The 16,578-nt window shown below is 67.7% G+C and carries 19 protein-coding genes; 10 read left to right on the top strand and 9 right to left on the bottom strand.

Annotation, left to right across the window (positions count from 1 at the left end; genetic code table 11):
• Nucleotides 1-322 precede the first annotated feature (322 nt).
• Nucleotides 323-1,297 carry a DMT family transporter gene (locus IEV64_RS15405; protein WP_007274109.1) on the bottom strand — a complete coding sequence of 325 codons (975 nt, stop codon included), beginning with the start codon at nt 1,295-1,297 and terminating at the stop codon, nt 323-325.
• Between the two features lie 196 nt (nt 1,298-1,493).
• Here IEV64_RS15405 and IEV64_RS15400 point away from each other — a divergent pair, with 196 nt between their 5' ends.
• Complete coding sequence (locus IEV64_RS15400; protein WP_188424326.1) at nt 1,494-2,282, top strand: helix-turn-helix transcriptional regulator; 789 nt, start codon at nt 1,494-1,496, stop codon at nt 2,280-2,282.
• Between the two features lie 250 nt (nt 2,283-2,532).
• On the top strand, nt 2,533-3,534 hold the full coding sequence (locus tag IEV64_RS15395; protein ID WP_188424340.1) for an outer membrane protein assembly factor BamB family protein: 1,002 nt from the start codon (nt 2,533-2,535) through the stop codon (nt 3,532-3,534).
• Between the two features lie 103 nt (nt 3,535-3,637).
• Here IEV64_RS15395 and IEV64_RS15390 read toward each other — a convergent pair whose 3' ends face one another.
• The 3 genes from IEV64_RS15390 to IEV64_RS15380 form a co-directional block, all read right to left on the bottom strand.
• The gene (locus tag IEV64_RS15390; protein WP_004968349.1) at nt 3,638-3,799 is read right to left on the bottom strand and encodes a hypothetical protein; all 162 of its coding nucleotides are present in this window, start codon (nt 3,797-3,799) and stop codon (nt 3,638-3,640) included.
• Between the two features lie 67 nt (nt 3,800-3,866).
• A complete protein-coding gene (locus IEV64_RS15385) occupies nt 3,867-4,484 on the bottom strand; it encodes a class I SAM-dependent methyltransferase (protein WP_007274112.1) in 618 nt (205 codons plus the stop codon).
• Between the two features lie 339 nt (nt 4,485-4,823).
• The gene (locus IEV64_RS15380; protein ID WP_188424325.1) at nt 4,824-5,207 is read right to left on the bottom strand and encodes a hypothetical protein; all 384 of its coding nucleotides are present in this window, start codon (nt 5,205-5,207) and stop codon (nt 4,824-4,826) included.
• A 442-nt stretch (nt 5,208-5,649) separates the two neighbouring features.
• On the opposite strand from IEV64_RS15380, the gene IEV64_RS15375 reads away from it, so the two are divergent.
• The 4 genes from IEV64_RS15375 (at nt 5,650) to IEV64_RS15360 (ending at nt 9,712) form a co-directional block, all read left to right on the top strand.
• The gene (locus tag IEV64_RS15375; RefSeq protein WP_007274114.1) at nt 5,650-7,221 is read left to right on the top strand and encodes a helix-turn-helix transcriptional regulator; all 1,572 of its coding nucleotides are present in this window, start codon (nt 5,650-5,652) and stop codon (nt 7,219-7,221) included.
• Between the two features lie 108 nt (nt 7,222-7,329).
• Nucleotides 7,330-8,103, top strand: a complete 774-nt coding sequence (locus tag IEV64_RS15370) for a helix-turn-helix domain-containing protein (RefSeq protein ID WP_007274115.1) — start codon at nt 7,330-7,332, stop codon at nt 8,101-8,103.
• 99 nt (nt 8,104-8,202) lie between these two features.
• Nucleotides 8,203-8,505 carry a stress response translation initiation inhibitor YciH gene (gene yciH, locus IEV64_RS15365; protein ID WP_007274116.1) on the top strand — a complete coding sequence of 101 codons (303 nt, stop codon included), beginning with the start codon at nt 8,203-8,205 and terminating at the stop codon, nt 8,503-8,505.
• Between the two features lie 172 nt (nt 8,506-8,677).
• Complete coding sequence (locus tag IEV64_RS15360; protein WP_188424324.1) at nt 8,678-9,712, top strand: transcription initiation factor IIB; 1,035 nt, start codon at nt 8,678-8,680, stop codon at nt 9,710-9,712.
• 102 nt (nt 9,713-9,814) lie between these two features.
• On the opposite strand, the gene IEV64_RS15355 is transcribed toward IEV64_RS15360, so the two are convergent.
• Nucleotides 9,815-10,267: a hypothetical protein gene (locus IEV64_RS15355; RefSeq protein WP_188424323.1), complete on the bottom strand. Its 453-nt coding sequence runs from the start codon at nt 10,265-10,267 to the stop codon at nt 9,815-9,817.
• Between the two features lie 96 nt (nt 10,268-10,363).
• Nucleotides 10,364-10,861 carry a TRAM domain-containing protein gene (locus tag IEV64_RS15350; RefSeq protein ID WP_188424322.1) on the bottom strand — a complete coding sequence of 166 codons (498 nt, stop codon included), beginning with the start codon at nt 10,859-10,861 and terminating at the stop codon, nt 10,364-10,366.
• 150 nt (nt 10,862-11,011) lie between these two features.
• Here IEV64_RS15350 and IEV64_RS15345 point away from each other — a divergent pair, with 150 nt between their 5' ends.
• Nucleotides 11,012-11,185, top strand: a complete 174-nt coding sequence (locus IEV64_RS15345; protein WP_007274120.1) for a hypothetical protein — start codon at nt 11,012-11,014, stop codon at nt 11,183-11,185.
• A gap of 47 nt (nt 11,186-11,232) precedes the next feature.
• Here IEV64_RS15345 and IEV64_RS15340 read toward each other — a convergent pair whose 3' ends face one another.
• The 3 genes from IEV64_RS15340 to IEV64_RS15330 form a co-directional block, all read right to left on the bottom strand.
• The gene (locus IEV64_RS15340) at nt 11,233-11,757 is read right to left on the bottom strand and encodes a phage tail protein (protein ID WP_188424321.1); all 525 of its coding nucleotides are present in this window, start codon (nt 11,755-11,757) and stop codon (nt 11,233-11,235) included.
• The gene (locus IEV64_RS15335; RefSeq protein WP_188424320.1) at nt 11,754-12,386 is read right to left on the bottom strand and encodes a phage tail protein; all 633 of its coding nucleotides are present in this window, start codon (nt 12,384-12,386) and stop codon (nt 11,754-11,756) included. The genes IEV64_RS15340 and IEV64_RS15335 overlap by 4 nt, the downstream gene beginning before the upstream one ends.
• A 159-nt stretch (nt 12,387-12,545) precedes the next feature.
• Entirely contained in the window at nt 12,546-14,651 is a 2,106-nt protein-coding gene (locus IEV64_RS15330) for a heavy metal translocating P-type ATPase (RefSeq protein ID WP_425433191.1), read from the bottom strand.
• Nucleotides 14,652-15,004: 353 nt separating this feature from the next.
• Between IEV64_RS15330 and IEV64_RS15325 the strand changes: the two genes are divergently transcribed.
• The 3 genes from IEV64_RS15325 to IEV64_RS15315 all read left to right on the top strand — a co-directional run bounded on the left by IEV64_RS15325 (nt 15,005) and on the right by IEV64_RS15315 (nt 16,575).
• Nucleotides 15,005-15,604, top strand: a complete 600-nt coding sequence (locus IEV64_RS15325; RefSeq protein WP_188424319.1) for a helix-turn-helix transcriptional regulator — start codon at nt 15,005-15,007, stop codon at nt 15,602-15,604.
• 227 nt (nt 15,605-15,831) lie between these two features.
• Nucleotides 15,832-16,167, top strand: a complete 336-nt coding sequence (locus IEV64_RS15320; RefSeq protein ID WP_188424318.1) for a hypothetical protein — start codon at nt 15,832-15,834, stop codon at nt 16,165-16,167.
• Nucleotides 16,168-16,272: 105 nt separating this feature from the next.
• Nucleotides 16,273-16,575: an SHOCT domain-containing protein gene (locus IEV64_RS15315; protein ID WP_188424317.1), complete on the top strand. Its 303-nt coding sequence runs from the start codon at nt 16,273-16,275 to the stop codon at nt 16,573-16,575.
• Nucleotides 16,576-16,578 lie beyond the last annotated feature (3 nt).

Here is a 16,578-nt window from a genome sequence, read left to right as displayed (position 1 = left end):
GGAACCTCTGTCTGATTGCCGCGCTCGGGGCGGTCGCGCTCGCCGAGAGATAGTGCGAACAATCGGAACGACCGCGCCGCCGTCCGCTGTTTTTTTGAGAATCGGGCCAAAAAGACTACTTAGGAGGCTGACAATCTCCAGGTGTCCGCTCGATACTGTCTGGTCGGCGGACTGGTGACATAACATCGCAGGCAGGCGGCCCATCCCGTGCCACCGGTACTCCGACCCTGCCCCCTCGGACTGCCGCCCGATGGTCCGCCCCTACATTTCTACCCTCTCACCGCGTGTTCCGCGAGCGACCGGTCCGCGACCGGTCCGCGACTCAGTCGCGCCCCGGAGCGCCGGCCCCGTCGAGACCGGCCACGCGGGACTCGATTTTGCCGTAGGCGCGGACGACCGTGCCGCGAAGCGACTCCGTCGCGAGGACGGCGAAGCCGGTGAAGATAGTCGCGAAGCCGACGACGGTGAGCGTCGAAATCGACTCGCCGAGGAGCGCCGTTCCCCCGAGCGTGGCGACGATGGGCACGGCGTAGAAGACGAGGTTGCCGCGAATCGGACCCACGTCGTCGAGGAAGCCGAAGTAGGTGAGGTAGGCCACCGCGCCGGCGAAGACGCCGACGTAGGCGAGCGCGACGAGCGCCGTCGGCGACCACGTGGCCGCGGCGAGCGACTCGCCGGAAGCGACGCTCAGCCCGTGGGTGAGCGCCGCGCTGACGGGGAGCGCCCACGCCGTTCGGACGGTGCTCGAAAGTGAGGTGTCGGCCCAGCGGATGAGGACGGTCCCGAGCGCGCCGCTGACCGCGCCGAGGAAGACGACGCCCTTCCAGAGCGCCTCGCCGCCGAGCAGGTTCGCGGGGTCGACGCCGACGACGAGACCGACGCCGAGAAGGCCGATGAGCATCCCGAGCGCGCCGCGAGTGGAGAGTCGTTCGTCGGCGAGGAGCGCCATGGCGAACACGGGCGTCAGAATCGGGTTGAGACTGAAGATAATCGACCCGACGCCGCTGGAGACGTGCTCCTGTCCCACGAACAGGAGGGCGTTGGCGAGACCGATGACGAACACGCCGGTGGCGAGGATGCCGACCACGTCGCGGACGGACCGCGGGAGCAGTTCGGCGCGCGGCCGAGTCGCGACGACGTAGCCGACGAGGAGCACCGCCGCGATGTCGAACCGGAGCGCGACGAACAGGAGCGGCGGCAGGTAGTCGAGGCCCGCTTTCGCGGCGACGAACGTGCCGCCGAAGAAGAACGCCGTCAACGCGAACAGGACGAACCGCCGGCGCGTCGCCGTCACCATTCCGCACCTCCGACCGAGAGACCGAACGCAGAGTGAAGTGAACGCATCTTGGATACACGTACGACTCCCCCACGTATAGTTTGATTCAGAAATTAATTCAGGGTAAGAAAACGTCGCGTGCGGCGAGCGTGATTCATTATGTGAAATTCTTTCACGACGCGAAAGACGTTTATCGGGGCACGCACAACCCCGATGCATGGAGTCGGCATTAGACGAAATCGAGTTCCTCGCGCTCTCGCAGAACCGCGTCGACGCGCTCAGATACCTCGCCGAGCGGCCGCACTCCAGACGCGAACTGGTCGAACGGACCGGGGCGTCACAGCCGACGATGGGCCGGATTCTCAGCGATTTCGAAGACCGGTCGTGGCTCGTCCGCGAGGACGGCGCGTACCGGGCGACGGTGACGGGCGAACTCGTTTCTCGGGGCTTCGACGACCTCGTCGACATCCTCGACACCGACGCCAAGCTCCGGCCGGTCGTCGAGTGGCTCCCGACCGACGCCATCACGTTCGACCTCGAACACCTGACCGAGGCGACGATTACCACGCCGAGTCAGGTCCGGCCGAACGCGCCGGTCAAGCGCGCCGTGGCCCTTCTGAGCGAGGCCGAAGACGTGCGAATCTTCTCCTACGCCTTCAACGAGCAGAACCTCGACATCGTCAGGGAGCGGACCGCCGCCGGCGACCAGCGGTTCGAGGGCGTCTTCTCGTCGGCCGCCATCGACGCGCTCGCCCACGACTCCCAACTGCGCGAACAGCTCCGCGACCTCCTCGACGCCGACGCGGCCGCCGTCCGCATCACCAACGAGCCGATTCCGATGGCGGCGACCATCGCCGACTCGACCGTCCACCTGTTCCTCCGCGACGACACCGGTATCCTTCAGGCCTCCATCGACGTGACCGAACCGGAGGTGCTCGCGTGGGCCGACGAACTGTTCGAACGCTACTGGGAGGCGGCGGAGCCGCTCGACCTCGACCGGCTGTAACGGGCGGGCGTCTCCGAGAGTATCCGCGTCGCCGACCCGTCAACCGACCCACAATACATATCAGCGACCTGCGAGAAGCCGACGTATGCCCTCGCCTTCGTCCCCTCCATCGCGCGTTCCCTCCGATTCCGGCTCCTCGTCGCGTCGCGCGTTTCTCGCCGCCGCTGGCACCGCCCTCGCAAGTGGACTCGCCGGCTGTTCGTCGCTCCGACAGTTCCGGTCGCCCGACGGGACGGACTGGTCCGCATCCGTGCCCGACCCGAGCGTTCTCTCGCCGCCGGGAACCACCGAGGGGGTCGTCGCCGTCATCGGCCATCGGGACGGCGACATCGACGAGGGACGCGTCGTCGCGTTCGACCGGGAGAGCGGCGAGCGCCTGTGGGACATCGATTTCGGCCGGCCGACGGGCTTGCTCGCCGCTGACGGGTCGGTGTACGCGGGCGAGAAACTCGGGTCGGGTCGCGGGCGGATCTACGCGTTCGACGCCACAGACGGGAGCCAGCGGTGGTCCCAGACCGTCGGGAACATCGGCTCTGCGATGGCCATCGCGGGCGACACGCTGTACGCGGCGAACGGGACGCTCGCGGCGCTTGCGACCGACGACGGCGCGGTCCGCTGGGAACAATCGGCAGTCGATGGCGTCGGGTTTACCATCGCCGTCGCCCCGCAGGACCAACTGTTCGCCGACGAGCGAGCGGTCTACTACGGCGACGACGGGGGCGTCTTCGCCATGTCGCCCGACGACGGGAGCCTCCGGTGGGCGTGGCGACCGGACCGCTGGGACTGGGCCGACGTGGGACCGGTTCCGGCCGGCGATAGCGTCTACGCCGGGAGCGCAGGCGACATCGCCATGCTCGACGCGGCCGACGGGTCGCTCCGGTGGCGGACCTCGTTCGGAGCCGACGCGCAGGTCGTCGGCGTCCACGAACGCGGTTCGACGGTTCTGGTCGCGGAGGGGACCGACGAGTCGCCGTCGGACACCTTCGGAACGCTGTACGAACTCGCGGTTCGAGACGGGTCCGAGCGCTACGAAGTCCGCTTCGACAGCCCGATCGAGCGGACCGCCTCGACCGACGAGACGTTCGTCGTCGGGACCCGCGCGGGCCGGATTCGGTGGTCCCGCGGCGCGTCGTTTTTCGAGCCGTTCGAGACGACGCTCTCGACCGACGGCTATCTCCTCGGCGCGGCCGGGACGCAGGCGTTCGCACAGACGGGCGAGGGGACGCTCTGGGCGCTCTCGCCGGACCGGTAGAAGCAGAGCTGTCCGTCAGACAGCCGTCAGAACGAACCGCGTCGTGCGCCCGGTGCGCCGGCGTCCGAAACCGCGACCGAGCGATGTCCTCGCTCCCCGCCCGTCACTCGAGGTCGTCGAACGAGTCGACCTCGTCCCAGCAGGAACACGGCAGGTCGTCCAGAGAGGTGACTTCGTCCGGGAGGCTCGTGATTGGAATCCCGGAGCCGGCCTCGTCGCAGTCCCGCTGATGAACGCTGAAGTCGTCGCTGGACATCGTGTACATGGTCAGCACACGCTGTTCGCCGGCTTCATTGAAACAATTTGTGAGTGCGACAAGCGAGCGCGGGGCGTCAGAGAACCCGGAAGACGCGAACCGTGTCGCGCTTGCCCGGTTCGCAGAGCAACTGCGCGAGACCGAGGTCGGAGAACTCGTCTTTCCAGTTGCGGTGATACAGCGGGAAGTCGTCGTTGACGTAGCTCACCTCGGAGCCGGAGCGCCCGCGAGTCGGTCCGTTACCCTCGTTTTCGGCGGTTATCACGAGGTCCGACGAGACGCGCGCGATCTCTTCGAACACCCACGTGTCGTCGGGGTGGACGTGCTGGAGCGTCTCGACGGAGTAGATGACGTCGAACTTGTCGTCGGGGAAGTCGGGGAGCAGGTCCTCGATTGCGCCGGTGAGGAACGTGCCGGTGTCGACGAGTTCGGGGAAGTACTCGGCCATCACCTCGAAGGAGTCGTCGTTGATGTCGATGCCGGTGATGTCCTCGTAGCCGCGGTCGTGGAGGTGCGCGAGGTGGCGACCGGAGCTACAGCCGAGTTCGAGAATCGACGCGTCTTCCGCCGCGTAGTGCTCGAACACGGTCGCGAGCGTCTCGCTGACCTCGTTCGGGCCGATTTGGGCGTAGTACTCCGGCGAGAAGTCGCCGGAGCGCTCGGCCCACCCGCGGTGGTTGTCGTCTGCGTCCATACCCCGAGTAGCGAACGGGCGGGTAAATGTTCCGCGGAGTGCGCGCCGCCGGTGCGACGCGCGAGGAGAGTCGGAACATCCGGCGACTGCGCGGGGGTCGAGTGCGCTGGAGGGCGCGATGGGGACGTGCTGGAGGGCACGTCGGGGAGGTGTGCGTCAGGGGGACCGAACTGGAGGGTGCGTCAGGGGGATTCGGCGTCCCGCGAGGGGACAGGGTGCGAATGTGCCGTGGAGGGCTGGAGGGGGAGCGCCGCCGCGGGCACGAGCAGTCGGGTGTACCAGTCGAGCGTGCCGTGCCTCGCTCGCGGCGCGTGCGTCAGCGGGTCGTCGACCGCGGCCTCACATCGAGTCGTCGGTCGTCGTCTCGTTCTCGGTCGTCTCGTTCGTCGTCTCTTCTTCTGTCGTCTCCATCTCAGTCGTCGTCTCGTCTTCCGACGTCTCTTCTTCTGTCGTCTCCATCTCAGTCGTCGTCTCGTCTTCCGTCGTTTCTTCTGTCGTCTCGTCTTCCGTCGTTTCTTCTGTCGTCGTCTCGTCCTCGGTCGTCGTCCCGACACCACCGGTCTCGGCTGTCGTCTCGGTGTCGCCGACCGCGGGTTCGCCGTCCGTACCGTTCGTGCCGTTCACGGGACCACCACCACCGCCCGTGTCCGTACAGCCGGCGAGTGCGACGGTCGCCACCGCGACTCCGACACCGAACTGCCGCCGAGTGAGCGTTTCGCGCATCGCAGTCAGCAGTCTCGCTCGGCGGATGATAATGGGGGAGAGTCGTCCCGACCGTTCTCCCCGTGAACAACCGTTTCGACCGACTGTTTCGACCGTTCCAGTCGGATTAACGGAACGTTTGTCGGTCGTTCGCGGGCCGGCGAAGACGGCACAGTACGGCGATTATCACGCGTCTACGGCGGGAGCCGACGAGAAGCAACAGCGGGCAGTCACGAGCGCGACGAGCGCCGTTCGAAGACGTCGAGACGCGACGTACCCGCCGCGAATCGCGGCGTCGACGACCGGAGGTGACGTGGAGCTCGCGCGCGCCGGATGAACGAATAAAATTTCTAATTTTGAAACATTCTTCGCATATTGACAGTCAAAAGAGTTGTAAAAATGTCTAACAAACAGATAAACAAAACATTATACACTAGCAGAGTCGACAAATAGAGAACGAACAATGCCTGTCAAACGCATCTCTCCGTTCGTGTGGGCGCTCGTCGCGACGCTACTCGTCGTCGCGGGCGGCGTCTCGCCGGTCGTCGTCGCCGCGGACGGCGTCGAGGTGCGTGCGGTCGACCACACCGGCGCGGGCGTCGTCGCCACCGAGAACGGCCGGACGTACGTCGCCTCGTGGCGGCCCTCGACGGTTTCGGTGGCCGTCGCGGGGGACGGCGACTACGAGGTCTGTCTCCGGACCGACCTCGACGACGGCTCGACGACGTCGTTGGGGTGCGAGCCGCTCGGGAGCGCGGGGGCGAACGCGACCGGCGACCAGCGCGTCGACTTCGAGTTCGAAACGTGGCCGGCGAACGCGACCGGCGACCGCACCGTAACGGCCGTCGTCAGACCCGGCGGCGGCGAGCCGGTCGCGCAGGCGAGTCACGGCGTCACGGTGCTCGCTCCGGCCGGGGACGCCGACGGCGACGGTCTCGGCAACCGCGACGAACTCGACCGCGGCACGGACGTGCTCGTCGCCGACACCGACACCGACGGCGTGCCCGACGGCGAGGAGGTGAACCGCTACGAGACCGACCCGACGAGCACCGACACCGACGGCGACGACCTCAGCGACGGCGTCGAAATCAACGAGCAGGGGAGCAACCCGACCGAGACGGACACCGACGGCGACGGCCTCGACGACGGTGCGGAGGTGACGACCCACGGCACGGACCCGACGACCGCCGACACCGACGGCGACGGTCTCGACGACGGCGCGGAAGTCAACGACTACGAGACCAACCCGACCGCCACCGACACGGACGGCGACGGTCTCGACGACGGGCCGGAGGTCAACGTCCACGAGACGAATCCCACCGCCGCCGACACCGACGGCGACGGTCTCGACGACGGCGCGGAAGTCAACCGATACGAGACGAACCCGACCGAGGCCGACACCGACGGCGACGGTCTCGACGACGGGCGCGAGGTCAACGTCATCGGGACCGACCCGAACCGCGGCGATACCGACGGCGACGGGCGCGGGGACGGCGCTGAGGTCGAAGCGGGGACCGACCCGAGCGCCGCGCCGGGGTCGGTCGTCGGGTCGCTGGAACTCGGCGGCGACGGCTGGTTGCTCGTGCTCGCGGTCGCGGCCGTCGCGGTCGCCCTGCTCGTCGTCGGCGCGCGAGTCCGGAGAACCGACGCGAGAGCGCGACTGTCGGACGTTCGCTCGCTCGCGACCGACCGCGGCGACGAGGCCGCCGCCAACGGGGAGTCGGCGGACGCGGTTCGGACCGGCGGAACCGGCGGCGCGGCGCGCCCGGAGTCGGCCGCCGACGGCTACCCCGACGCCGAAGAACTCCTCGACGACGAGACGCGCGTCCTCAGGCTCCTCGACGACAACGGCGGCCAACTCCGGCAGTCGAAGGTCGTCGAGGGCACGGGGTGGTCGAAGTCGAAGGTGAGCCGCGTCCTCTCGCGGATGGCCGAGGAGGGCACCGTCACGAAGATAAACCTCGGCCGGGAGAACCTCATCGCCCGCCCCGAGGACGTGCCCGAACACGCCCGGTCGCCGTTCGACGAGTCCTGAGCGGGTCGCGTCGCGGCCGACGCGGCCCGCGAGTCGGAATCCCGAACCGCGGTCGGAGTTGGAACATACCAACCAAGGCTATAGGCCTCGGGCGACTAGGTGAGAGCCATGCGAGAGTTCGTCTTCACGGTCGAGTACGAGCGGGGCGTCGACGAGGTGATGGACCTCTTCATCGAGAACCCGGACCTGCACTCCAAGACGATGGCGATACACGCCACGAGCGAGTCGATGTGGCGGCTCGACCGTCTCACCGGACCGACGGAGGCCCTCGAAGCGTTCGACGAGGTCATCGAGCAGGCCACCCGGTGCAACGGCGTCCTCGGGATGTGCGGCGCGCCGGTCGTCGAGTGGGAGTACGAGGTGCTCTCGGAGACGCCGAACGGGCGCATCGTTTACTCCTGCCGCGAGGAGGGCGACGGGATTCAGTCGATTCCCCACGTCGCCGCGAAGCACATCGGCGACGGCCTCCTGATGCAGGCCGAGCGCCGAGGGGCCCAAAACCAGTGGCGACTGCTCATCTCCGACGACGACACGGTGAGCGAGATTTACGAGGAAGTCAAAGACAGCCTCAGCGACGGCCTCTCGCTGAGCGTCCAGCGCATCAGCGAACCCGAGTGCTGGCTCGAAGAGGGCGTTTCGGCCGACGGGCTCCCGCCGGAACAGCAGGCCGCGCTCGAAGCCGCCGTCGAGTTCGGCTACTACGAGACGCCGCGGCAACACACCGTCCAAGAGATTTCGGAGGAACTCGACATCCCGAACTCGACGCTTCAGTACCGCCTGACCCGCGCCGAGGCGTGGCTGGCCCGGCAGTTCGTCACCGATACGCTCGGCACCGAAGTCGAAGAGCGCGTCGACCCCGAAAAGCTCGAAGCGAGCGCCTGACCGGCGACTCCCGGGCCGAAACCTCGATAGGAGACGGTTACAGAACGGTTGGAATATTCCAACCACACTCTGATACGCCGTGGAAGCGTACGCAACGACGTGGGAAAGGACACATTCAGCGACATCACCGGCCTCCCGGACGACCTCGGAATCGGCGACGACCTCGCGCGGGCGGACCAGCGCGCGTCGATTCGCGTCGATACCCGACGGTACGGCAAGCCCGTGACGGTGGTCGGCGGCCTCGACCTCCCGACCGACGAACTGGACGCCCTCGCGTCGACCCTGAAACGACGGCTCGCGGTCGGCGGGACCGTGACCGACGGGCGCATCGAACTGCAGGGCGAACACGGCGAGCGCCTCGAAGCCGCGCTCCGCGACGAGGGCTTCGGCGTCGAGCGCTGACCTCGTTTTTCGTCCGCCCGATAGCTCTCGCGGCCGAAAGAGGCGGATAACTGACGCGGCGACCGACGAGCGAGCGGCCGGTGTCTCCCGGTCGCGCGCCCCGGTGGCGGACGCGTTTGGCATATTCCAAACGAGGTCCCATTACCCTGTGTCCGGAATACACTGGTACTCAATGGACACGAAACACGTCGACTGGCGTTCGATGCGAGACGAGTCGGCACCGACGGCGGGGTCCGAGGCCCGACAGTCCGGCGACGAGCGCGACGCGGACGAGGACGGAGCCGAGGCGTCTGAGGCGGCGGTCGCGGAGCGGACCGACCTCGTCTACGACGAGCAACACGGCGAGTGGGTCGACCCCGAGACGGGCGAGATTCTCCGCGAGGACGAAATCGATCGCGGCCCGGAGTGGCGCGCGTTCGACTCCGCGGAGCGCGACCAGAAGTCCCGCGTCGGCGCGCCCACGACGAACATGATGCACGACAAGGGGCTGTCGACCAACATCGGCTGGCAGAACAAAGACGCCTACGGCAACTCCCTGTCGACGGGCCAGCGCCAGAAGATGCAACGACTCCGGACGTGGAACGAGCGGTTCCGCACCCGCGACTCCAAAGAGCGGAATCTCAAGCAGGCGCTCGGCGAAGTCGAGCGGATGGGCTCGGCGCTCGGCCTGCCGGACACGGTCCGCGAGACAGCCTCGGTCATCTACCGCCGCGCGCTCGACGAGGACCTACTGCCCGGTCGCTCTATCGAGGGCGTCGCCACGGCCGCCATCTACGCCGCCGCTCGACAGGCCGGCGTCCCCCGTTCCCTCGACGAGGTGCGGCGCGTCTCCCGCGTCGACAAGATGGAACTCACCCGGACGTACCGCTACGTCTCCCGCGAGCTGGGGCTGGACATGAAGCCGGCCGACCCGGCGCAATACCTCCCGCGGTTCGTCTCCGAACTCGACGTGACCGACGACGTGGAGCGCCGCGCCCGGTCGCTTCTCGACAACGCGAAGCGGCAGGGCATCCACAGCGGGAAAAGCCCCGTCGGGCTCGCGGCGGCGGCCATCTACGCCGGCGCGCTCCTCGCCGACGAGGAACTGACGCAGTCCGAGGTGAGCGACGTGACCGACATCAGCGAAGTGACTATCAGGAACCGCTACCGCGAGCTCCTCGAAGCGACCCAGAAGTCGGGCGAGCGGACCGTCGGGTCGACCGCCTAAGCCGGCGTTTCGAGCGCAAGAAGCAGTTTTTCTCTTCGATTCGGTTCGTTTTCAGTCCGGGCCGTCAGTGTCGCGAGCGACGCGGCAACGGTCTCACGGTCGTCAGCGGTTGCACGAACACGTCGAGCGGGACGCACCGTCGCGTCCCGGGTGAGCGTCGCGGGCGCGGTCGACGAGTTCGCTCGCGGTCTCGCGAACGGCGCGTCGGGCGCTCGATTCGGGGCGACGCGCTCGGAAGTCGAGGTAGAGCGCCGTCGGCAGGAGAAACGAGGCGTACACGCCGCTGACGGCGACGGCAATCTGCACCGGATGGTCGGCGGGAACGACCGCCCACCCGACCCCGATGAGCGCCCACAGCGCGATTCCCTGTCGGATAGTCGGACGCCATCGGTTCGTTCGCGCCGACTGCGCCTGCACGTCGAGGCTGGGGTCAACGTCGGCGGTGTCGGCGTCGGCGTCATCGCCCGAGTCGGACGCCGAGCGGTCGACTCGGCGGGACTCGGTCCGCGTGTCGTCACGTGGAGAAGCGGCGTGACGGAACCTTTGTTCGGACATAGCGTGGTGTCGGCGGCTACGGCTCCGAGCCTAATGGGGGCACGGTTGGAATATGCCAACCGAGGAAATCAGCGGGCGGCGGTCGGCCGCGGGAACTCAGTTACTGCTCGCGCCGTCGACCGGTTCCGCGAACGCGACGGTCTGTTTCACGTCGGTGACTTCGACCTCGACGCGGTCGCCGGGGTCCGTGCCGGGGACGATGATGACGAAGCCGCGTTCGACCTTCGCGATGCCGTCGCCCTGGTCGCCGAGGGTGTCGATGATGACGGTCCGAACGTCGCCCTCCGCGACGGGGGGTTCTCGCGGCTGTGAGCGCGCGTCGCGGGGGCTCGACGGCGAGTCGTCGGAGTCCCGGTCGTCGGAGCCGAAGTCGCCGTCGTCCGCCGAAGTCGCCGTCGCCGCCGTCGATTCGACCGGCGGCTCTGCCACCGACGCGGTGCCCGGACTCGAAAGCAGTGCGACGCGGTACAGCTCCCCCGCGGAAATCGACCCGCTTTCGACGAGTTCGCTCGGAATCGACACCACGTAGCGGTCGCCGTCTCGCTCGACCGAAGTCTCGAAAAGGAGCCGAAGAGAATCTGAAATATCAGTCACTCCCGCTACTTCGTCTCGGACCAAATAAAAGGTGGTGAAACCAACGCACCCGTCTCGGCCGACAGCGACCGACAGAACCCGCCGAACACCGGTTTCGACGGACTGCGGGCGCACCCGAAGACACATGACAGCTCGGTTGCTCTTTCCGGCATGGCACGCGACACGCTCGTCTCGTGGCAGACGTTCGCGCTGTTCATCCTGTTTCCGCCGGCGGCGCTCGTCGCCATCGTGTTGTTTCCCCTGACGTTGCTCGTCTTCGGGTGGCTGTACTACCGCGGCAAGTACGAGGCGGAACTGGAGTCCGACGACGAAAAACGTGTGTGAAGCCGAACGACCCCGCCCCGTGAGGCGATGCACACGCGGGGGCAACCTCAGTCGGCGCACTCGTCGAGGTCGGTCACGGCGTCGATTCCCTCGTGGGTCAGTTCGAGCGACTCCGTCGCCACGGCGGCCGCATCGGCGACGAGGTGCGGCCCGGTCCACCTGACCGGCGTCGCCGCCCGGCAGACCCACCCGCGAACCGGCTCGCCGGTCGCGTCGAGCAGGCAGATTCGAACGTCCTGCGGAGTCGTCTCGCCGTCGACCCACGCGCGGAACCACGCCCACAGCGACCGGTCGTCGGTGACGCCCCGGCGGAGTTCGAGCGGCGGCGAACTGGTTTCTCGGCGCGACGGCGAGCGCGGCCGCGGGCGGGGTCGCGGACCCGACCGCTTCCGCCGGCGACGGCCGCGTCCACCGGCATCGGGACGCCGCGGTTCGGGCTCTGACTCGTCGCGGGTCGGGGACTCGACCGTCACGGAGAGCCCGCGAACCTCGGAAAGCCCGAGTTTCGGGAGCGCGTCGCACCGCACTCGAAAGCGATGCGCCCCGTAGGGGTCCGACCCGGCGGCGGTCACGTCTCGTCCGACGCCTCGTCGCCGGCGCGGGTCGGATTCAGCCGCGATTCGTCGATGCCCTGGGGCAGTCCCTCGCCGACCGGGAAGTCGAGGTCCGGAAGCGACGGGGTCGAACCGCCGTCGCTCTCGCTCTCGGGGTCGTCGGCGTCGTCAGTCTCGCCTTCCTCGCCCTCGTCGTCGCCCGTCTCGACCGCGATTCTCGCGAAACCCTCGTGGACGACGACGAGGCGCTCGACGGCGACTTCGGAGGCCATCGCGTCCAACCGGGGCGCGTCGTACCGCGAGGGCCACGCCTCGCGGAAGACCCAGCGAGCGGCGGGGTTCCCGGCCGCGTCCAGCAACACGACCGCGGCGTCGCGCCGGGCTTCGGCCATCTTGCCCTGCTCGACGAGCGTCCGCCACTCGGACAGTTCGAGCGAGCGGTCGGTCACGCCGACTTCGAGCGCGAGCGGCCCGTACTCGTTCAGCCCGGGGAGCTTCCGCGGCGTCGGCGGGTCCGCCCCCTCGCGGTACTCGACGACCGCCGAGGTCGCCGACGGGAGGTCACAGCGGCTGAAGCCGGCGGTCACGAGGCCCTCGATTTCGAGGATGAACCGTAGCTGTCGGTACGGGTCTGTCCGGGAGGCCAACGTCAGCGACCTCCGGGGGGAACGAGCGCCGGTGGCCGGGGCGCGACCGTCGGCGCGACAGTGTCACGTGAGAGCATAGCAATCGAGACTCGCGGCGGCGGCTAATGAGCGTGTACCCTACGTGCGAAAGCGCGCGGGGCTTCGAAGTACGCGGCGTCGTCACGCCGAGAGGTCGACGCCCCGGAGCCGGCGGGCGTTGACGGCGACGATAATCGTCGACAGGGACATGAACACGGCGCCGACCGCCGGCGACAGGAGGATACCGACGGGCGCGAGGACGCCGGCGGCGAGCGGGAGCGCGAACACGTTGTAGCCGGTCGCCCAGACGAGGTTCTCCTGCATCTTCCGGTAGCTCGCCTTCGAGAGCTTGACGAGCCGGACGACGTCTACGGGGTCGTTGTCGACGAGGATGATATCGCCCGATTCGATGGCGACGTCGGTGCCGGAGCCGATGGCGATGCCGACGTCCGCCCGCGCGAGCGCCGGCGCGTCGTTGACGCCGTCGCCGACCATCGCGACCCGTTTCCCCTCGGACTGAAGTTGCGCTACTTTGGTGTCTTTCTCCTCGGGCAGGACCTCCGCGAAGTACTGGTCGATGCCGAGTTCCGCAGAGACGGCGCGCGCGACGTCCTTGGAGTCGCCGGTCAGCATCGCCACCTCGATGCCCATCGCGTGGAGCGCCTCGATGGCCCGCCGGCTCTCCTCGCGGACGACGTCGGCGAGCGCGAACGCCGCGACGACCTCGGATTCGCCGCGAATCAGATAGATGACCGTCTGCGCGTTCGAGCCGGCCTCGTCGGCGAACGGCGCGATTTCGTCGGGACGCTCGATACCGAGTCTCTCAATCAGGTTGGGGCCGCCGAGGTGAACCGTCTCACCGTCACCCGACCCCGATTCGGGTTCTGGTTGGCTCGACAGAGCGCCGCTCTGTCGAACGTCGACGGTCGCCCGGACGCCGAGTCCGCGGAGGTTCTCGAAGTCCGAGACCGGGGTCGGTCGAACGTCGCGTTCGGCGGCGGCGTTCCGAATGGCGCGGGCAATCATGTGCTCCGAATCGCCTTCGACGCCCGCGGCGACCTCGAACGCCCGGGTTTCGTCCCACTCGCCCGCGGTCTCGACGGCGACGACCCCCTGTTCGCCCTTCGTGAGCGTGCCCGTCTTGTCGAAGATGACGGTGTCAAGCTTTCTGGCCTCTTCCATGGCGATTCGGTCGCGGACGAGCATTCCGTTCTGGGCGGCAGTGGACGTGTTGATTGCGACCACGAGCGGGACGGCGAGGCCGAGGGCGTGCGGACACGCGATGACGAGGACCGTCACGACGCGTTCGAGGACGCCGACGCTGAATCCGACCGCGGCGACCCACGCGACTGCCGTGACGCCCGCGACGGCGAGCGCGGCGTAGAACAGCCACCCCGCCGCGCGGTCCGCGAGGAGTTGCGTGCGGGACTTGGACTGCTGGGCGTCCTCGACCAGCCGCATGATTCCCGCCAGCGCCGTCTCGTCTCCCGTCTTCGTGACTCTCACGCGGAGGCTCCCGTCCTGATTGACCGTGCCCGCGATGACCTCCGAACCGGAGTCCTTGTCGACGGGCCGCGACTCGCCCGTAATCATCGACTCGTCGACGGACGACTCGCCCTCGACGACCTCGCCGTCGGCGGGAACCGACACACCGGGACGGACGAGCACGACGTCGCCTTCCGACAGTTCGGAGACGGGGACCTCCTCAGTATCCCCGCTCTCGGTGATTCGTTCGGCGGTGTCGGGCATGAGTTCGGCCAGTTCGTCGAGCGCCCCGGAGGCCTGCCGGACCGACCGCATCTCCATCCAGTGACCGAGGAGCATGATGTCGATGAGCGTGACGAGTTCCCAGAAGAACGGCGTCGTCCCCTCGATGAACAGGCTCGCGATCGAGTAGCCGAACGCGACGGTAATCGCCAGCGAGATGAGCATCATCATCCCCGGTTCGCGGTTCCCCAGTTCGGTCCGAGCCATCGAGAGGAACGGCACACCGCCGTAGGCGAAGACCACGACTGAGAGGACGGGCGTAATCCAGACGCTTCCGGGGAACGTCGGCGCCGCGTAGCCGAAGACGCCTTGGACGAACTCGCTGAAGAAGACGACCGGTAACGAGAGCGCGAGCGACACCCAGAACCGCCGCCGAAACATCTGTTCGTGGCCCGTGTGGTCCGTGTGGGCCCCGTGATGGTGATTCGACGAAGCGTCGTGGTCGTGGTCGTGGCCGTCGTGGTCTGGGTGGATGCTCATGGATGGATAGTGGTGCCGTTTCCCCATTATTCTGTCCGGCGACTGACACGGTGCGTCACGGTCAGGCGACTTCGGTTATCTGTTCACGGTCAGCGGGCTATCCCCCAGACGGAGACAGTCGCCGACGGACACGTAAACGTACGCTCCCCGAGCTTATGCGGATTTTCCCTTCGAATCAGCGGCTCCGAGACGGTCGATAGCTTGGAATCGAAACAGCACGGTGCATCCCGAACCCCACCGGGCGCACGCGGGTGTGGACTCAGCAATCACAACTGGTACATCACAACTGGTACACCGGTGTCGCTCCAATCACCGAGCATGAACGAGCACCACGGCAAACCGAGGTGGGATGGATGAATCGGCGACGAGCCGACGCGGTCGTCGGCGCTCTCGTCGCTGGCACGGTCCTCATCGGCGGAGCGCTCAGTTGGCAGGCGTACCAGCGACAGCGGGCGTTCGAACAGATGGGGTCGATGATGGACATGGGTACGTCGATGGGAGCCGTTCACGGAACGAACCCGCTGTGGTACGTCCTCGGGACAGCCCTCGCCGCGGCCGTCATCGGCGGCGGCTACCTCGCGGTTCGAGACGCGCTCAACGGTGCGGACGCGGGCGAGCGCGTTCAGGACCAGACGGCGAATCCGACCGACCGTGAACGGACAGAGCCGCCGGCTGAAGTCGGCCAATCGGAGGAGACGAGTCCCTCGGCGTCACACCCGCGGACTCGCGTGTTGGACCTCCTGCCGGAGGACGAGCGTCGGGTGCTCGAACCGGTTCTCACCTCGCCCGGCATCACGCAAATCGAACTCCGGGACCGCTCGGACTTCTCGAAGAGCAAGGTGAGCCAGACGGTGAGCGCCCTCGAAAAACGCGGGTTACTGTACCGCGAGCGCCAGGGCCGGACGTATCGAATCTACCCGAGTGACGAGCTACAGCAGAACCAAGCGCCGTAGCCGACTGCCGCGGCGTCTCCTCGCCCACGGGTTGCCCAAGCGAGACGGATTGCGAGTACGCGGGAAAGCTCAACGCCGACACCGACGAATTCGGCGCGGATGAACGGTCTCGTTTCTGAAAAACGATTAGAACGACGTATAAACGTTCTCGAACGCTCTCAGAGCAGGGTTCACACCCAGCGAGATAACCCCAGAGCGGCCCTACGACCAACCGAGGAGGAAACACAATGACCAACTTCGAACTCGGCCGCTGGCTACTCGCGGCGCTCGCAATCGTCGGACTCGCGGTCGCCGCGCCCGTCGTCAGTGCACACGGCGACGAACCGGCGACTGACGACGCGGCCCCGCCCGACGGAACCGCCGCCGAGTGGGCGGCATGGATGGAATCGCAGATGGCCGAACACATGGGACCGGAGAGCGTCGAGTGGATGGAGTCGCACACGGGCGTGACCGTCGACGGGATGGCCCGGTACATGGCTGACAACCACGACGGCGGAAGGTACGGACAGGGCGGAGGGATGTACGGGCAGAGCGGCGGAACGTACGGACAGGGCCACTGCTGACGGCCCTGACCGGCTGAATCGCCTCGACAGAACACCGCAACTCACTACTTCGAAATGATAACACAACGTGACACGCACCTCGGACGTACTGCTTGCCGACTCGCGATGCTTGCGGTCCCGCTACTGGTCGCGGCGACCGGCGCGGCCGCCGCCATGGGCGGCGGATACGGCGGCGGCACGATGGGCGGTGGCTGGGGGCTCTTCGGCGGCGGGATGGGCCTCTGGGGACTCCTCTGGATGGGGCTACTGCTCGCGGTTCCGCTGTACCTCGTCTTCGCCCTCGGGAAGCGGCGGGAGAGCGAACCCGACGAACGGCCGCTGTCGGTCCTCCGAGCCCGCTACGCGCGCGGCGAGTTCTCCGACGACGAGTTCGAACGGCGGCGCGAACGGTTGAAGCGCTCCGAATAGCTC

The organism is Haloferax sulfurifontis (genome assembly GCF_014635105.1).
In the GTDB taxonomy this organism is placed as follows: domain Archaea; phylum Halobacteriota; class Halobacteria; order Halobacteriales; family Haloferacaceae; genus Haloferax; species Haloferax denitrificans.
This window is presented reverse-complemented; position numbering and strand designations above follow the sequence as displayed.

Coding starts and splice junctions, on each gene's coding strand:
- IEV64_RS15360 (WP_188424324.1), top strand. CDS start 8,678: ATGGACACGAAACACGTCGACTGGCGTTCGATGCGAGACGAGTCGGCA.
- IEV64_RS15330 (WP_425433191.1), bottom strand. CDS start 14,651: ATGAGCATCCACCCAGACCACGACGGCCACGACCACGACCACGACGCT.
- IEV64_RS15380 (WP_188424325.1), bottom strand. CDS start 5,207: ATGCGCGAAACGCTCACTCGGCGGCAGTTCGGTGTCGGAGTCGCGGTG.
- IEV64_RS15375 (WP_007274114.1), top strand. CDS start 5,650: ATGCCTGTCAAACGCATCTCTCCGTTCGTGTGGGCGCTCGTCGCGACG.
- IEV64_RS15345 (WP_007274120.1), top strand. CDS start 11,012: ATGGCACGCGACACGCTCGTCTCGTGGCAGACGTTCGCGCTGTTCATC.
- IEV64_RS15405 (WP_007274109.1), bottom strand. CDS start 1,297: ATGGTGACGGCGACGCGCCGGCGGTTCGTCCTGTTCGCGTTGACGGCG.
- IEV64_RS15390 (WP_004968349.1), bottom strand. CDS start 3,799: ATGTACACGATGTCCAGCGACGACTTCAGCGTTCATCAGCGGGACTGC.
- IEV64_RS15315 (WP_188424317.1), top strand. CDS start 16,273: ATGCTTGCGGTCCCGCTACTGGTCGCGGCGACCGGCGCGGCCGCCGCC.
- IEV64_RS15370 (WP_007274115.1), top strand. CDS start 7,330: ATGCGAGAGTTCGTCTTCACGGTCGAGTACGAGCGGGGCGTCGACGAG.
- IEV64_RS15320 (WP_188424318.1), top strand. CDS start 15,832: ATGACCAACTTCGAACTCGGCCGCTGGCTACTCGCGGCGCTCGCAATC.
- IEV64_RS15400 (WP_188424326.1), top strand. CDS start 1,494: ATGGAGTCGGCATTAGACGAAATCGAGTTCCTCGCGCTCTCGCAGAAC.
- IEV64_RS15385 (WP_007274112.1), bottom strand. CDS start 4,484: ATGGACGCAGACGACAACCACCGCGGGTGGGCCGAGCGCTCCGGCGAC.
- IEV64_RS15355 (WP_188424323.1), bottom strand. CDS start 10,267: ATGTCCGAACAAAGGTTCCGTCACGCCGCTTCTCCACGTGACGACACG.
- IEV64_RS15325 (WP_188424319.1), top strand. CDS start 15,005: ATGAATCGGCGACGAGCCGACGCGGTCGTCGGCGCTCTCGTCGCTGGC.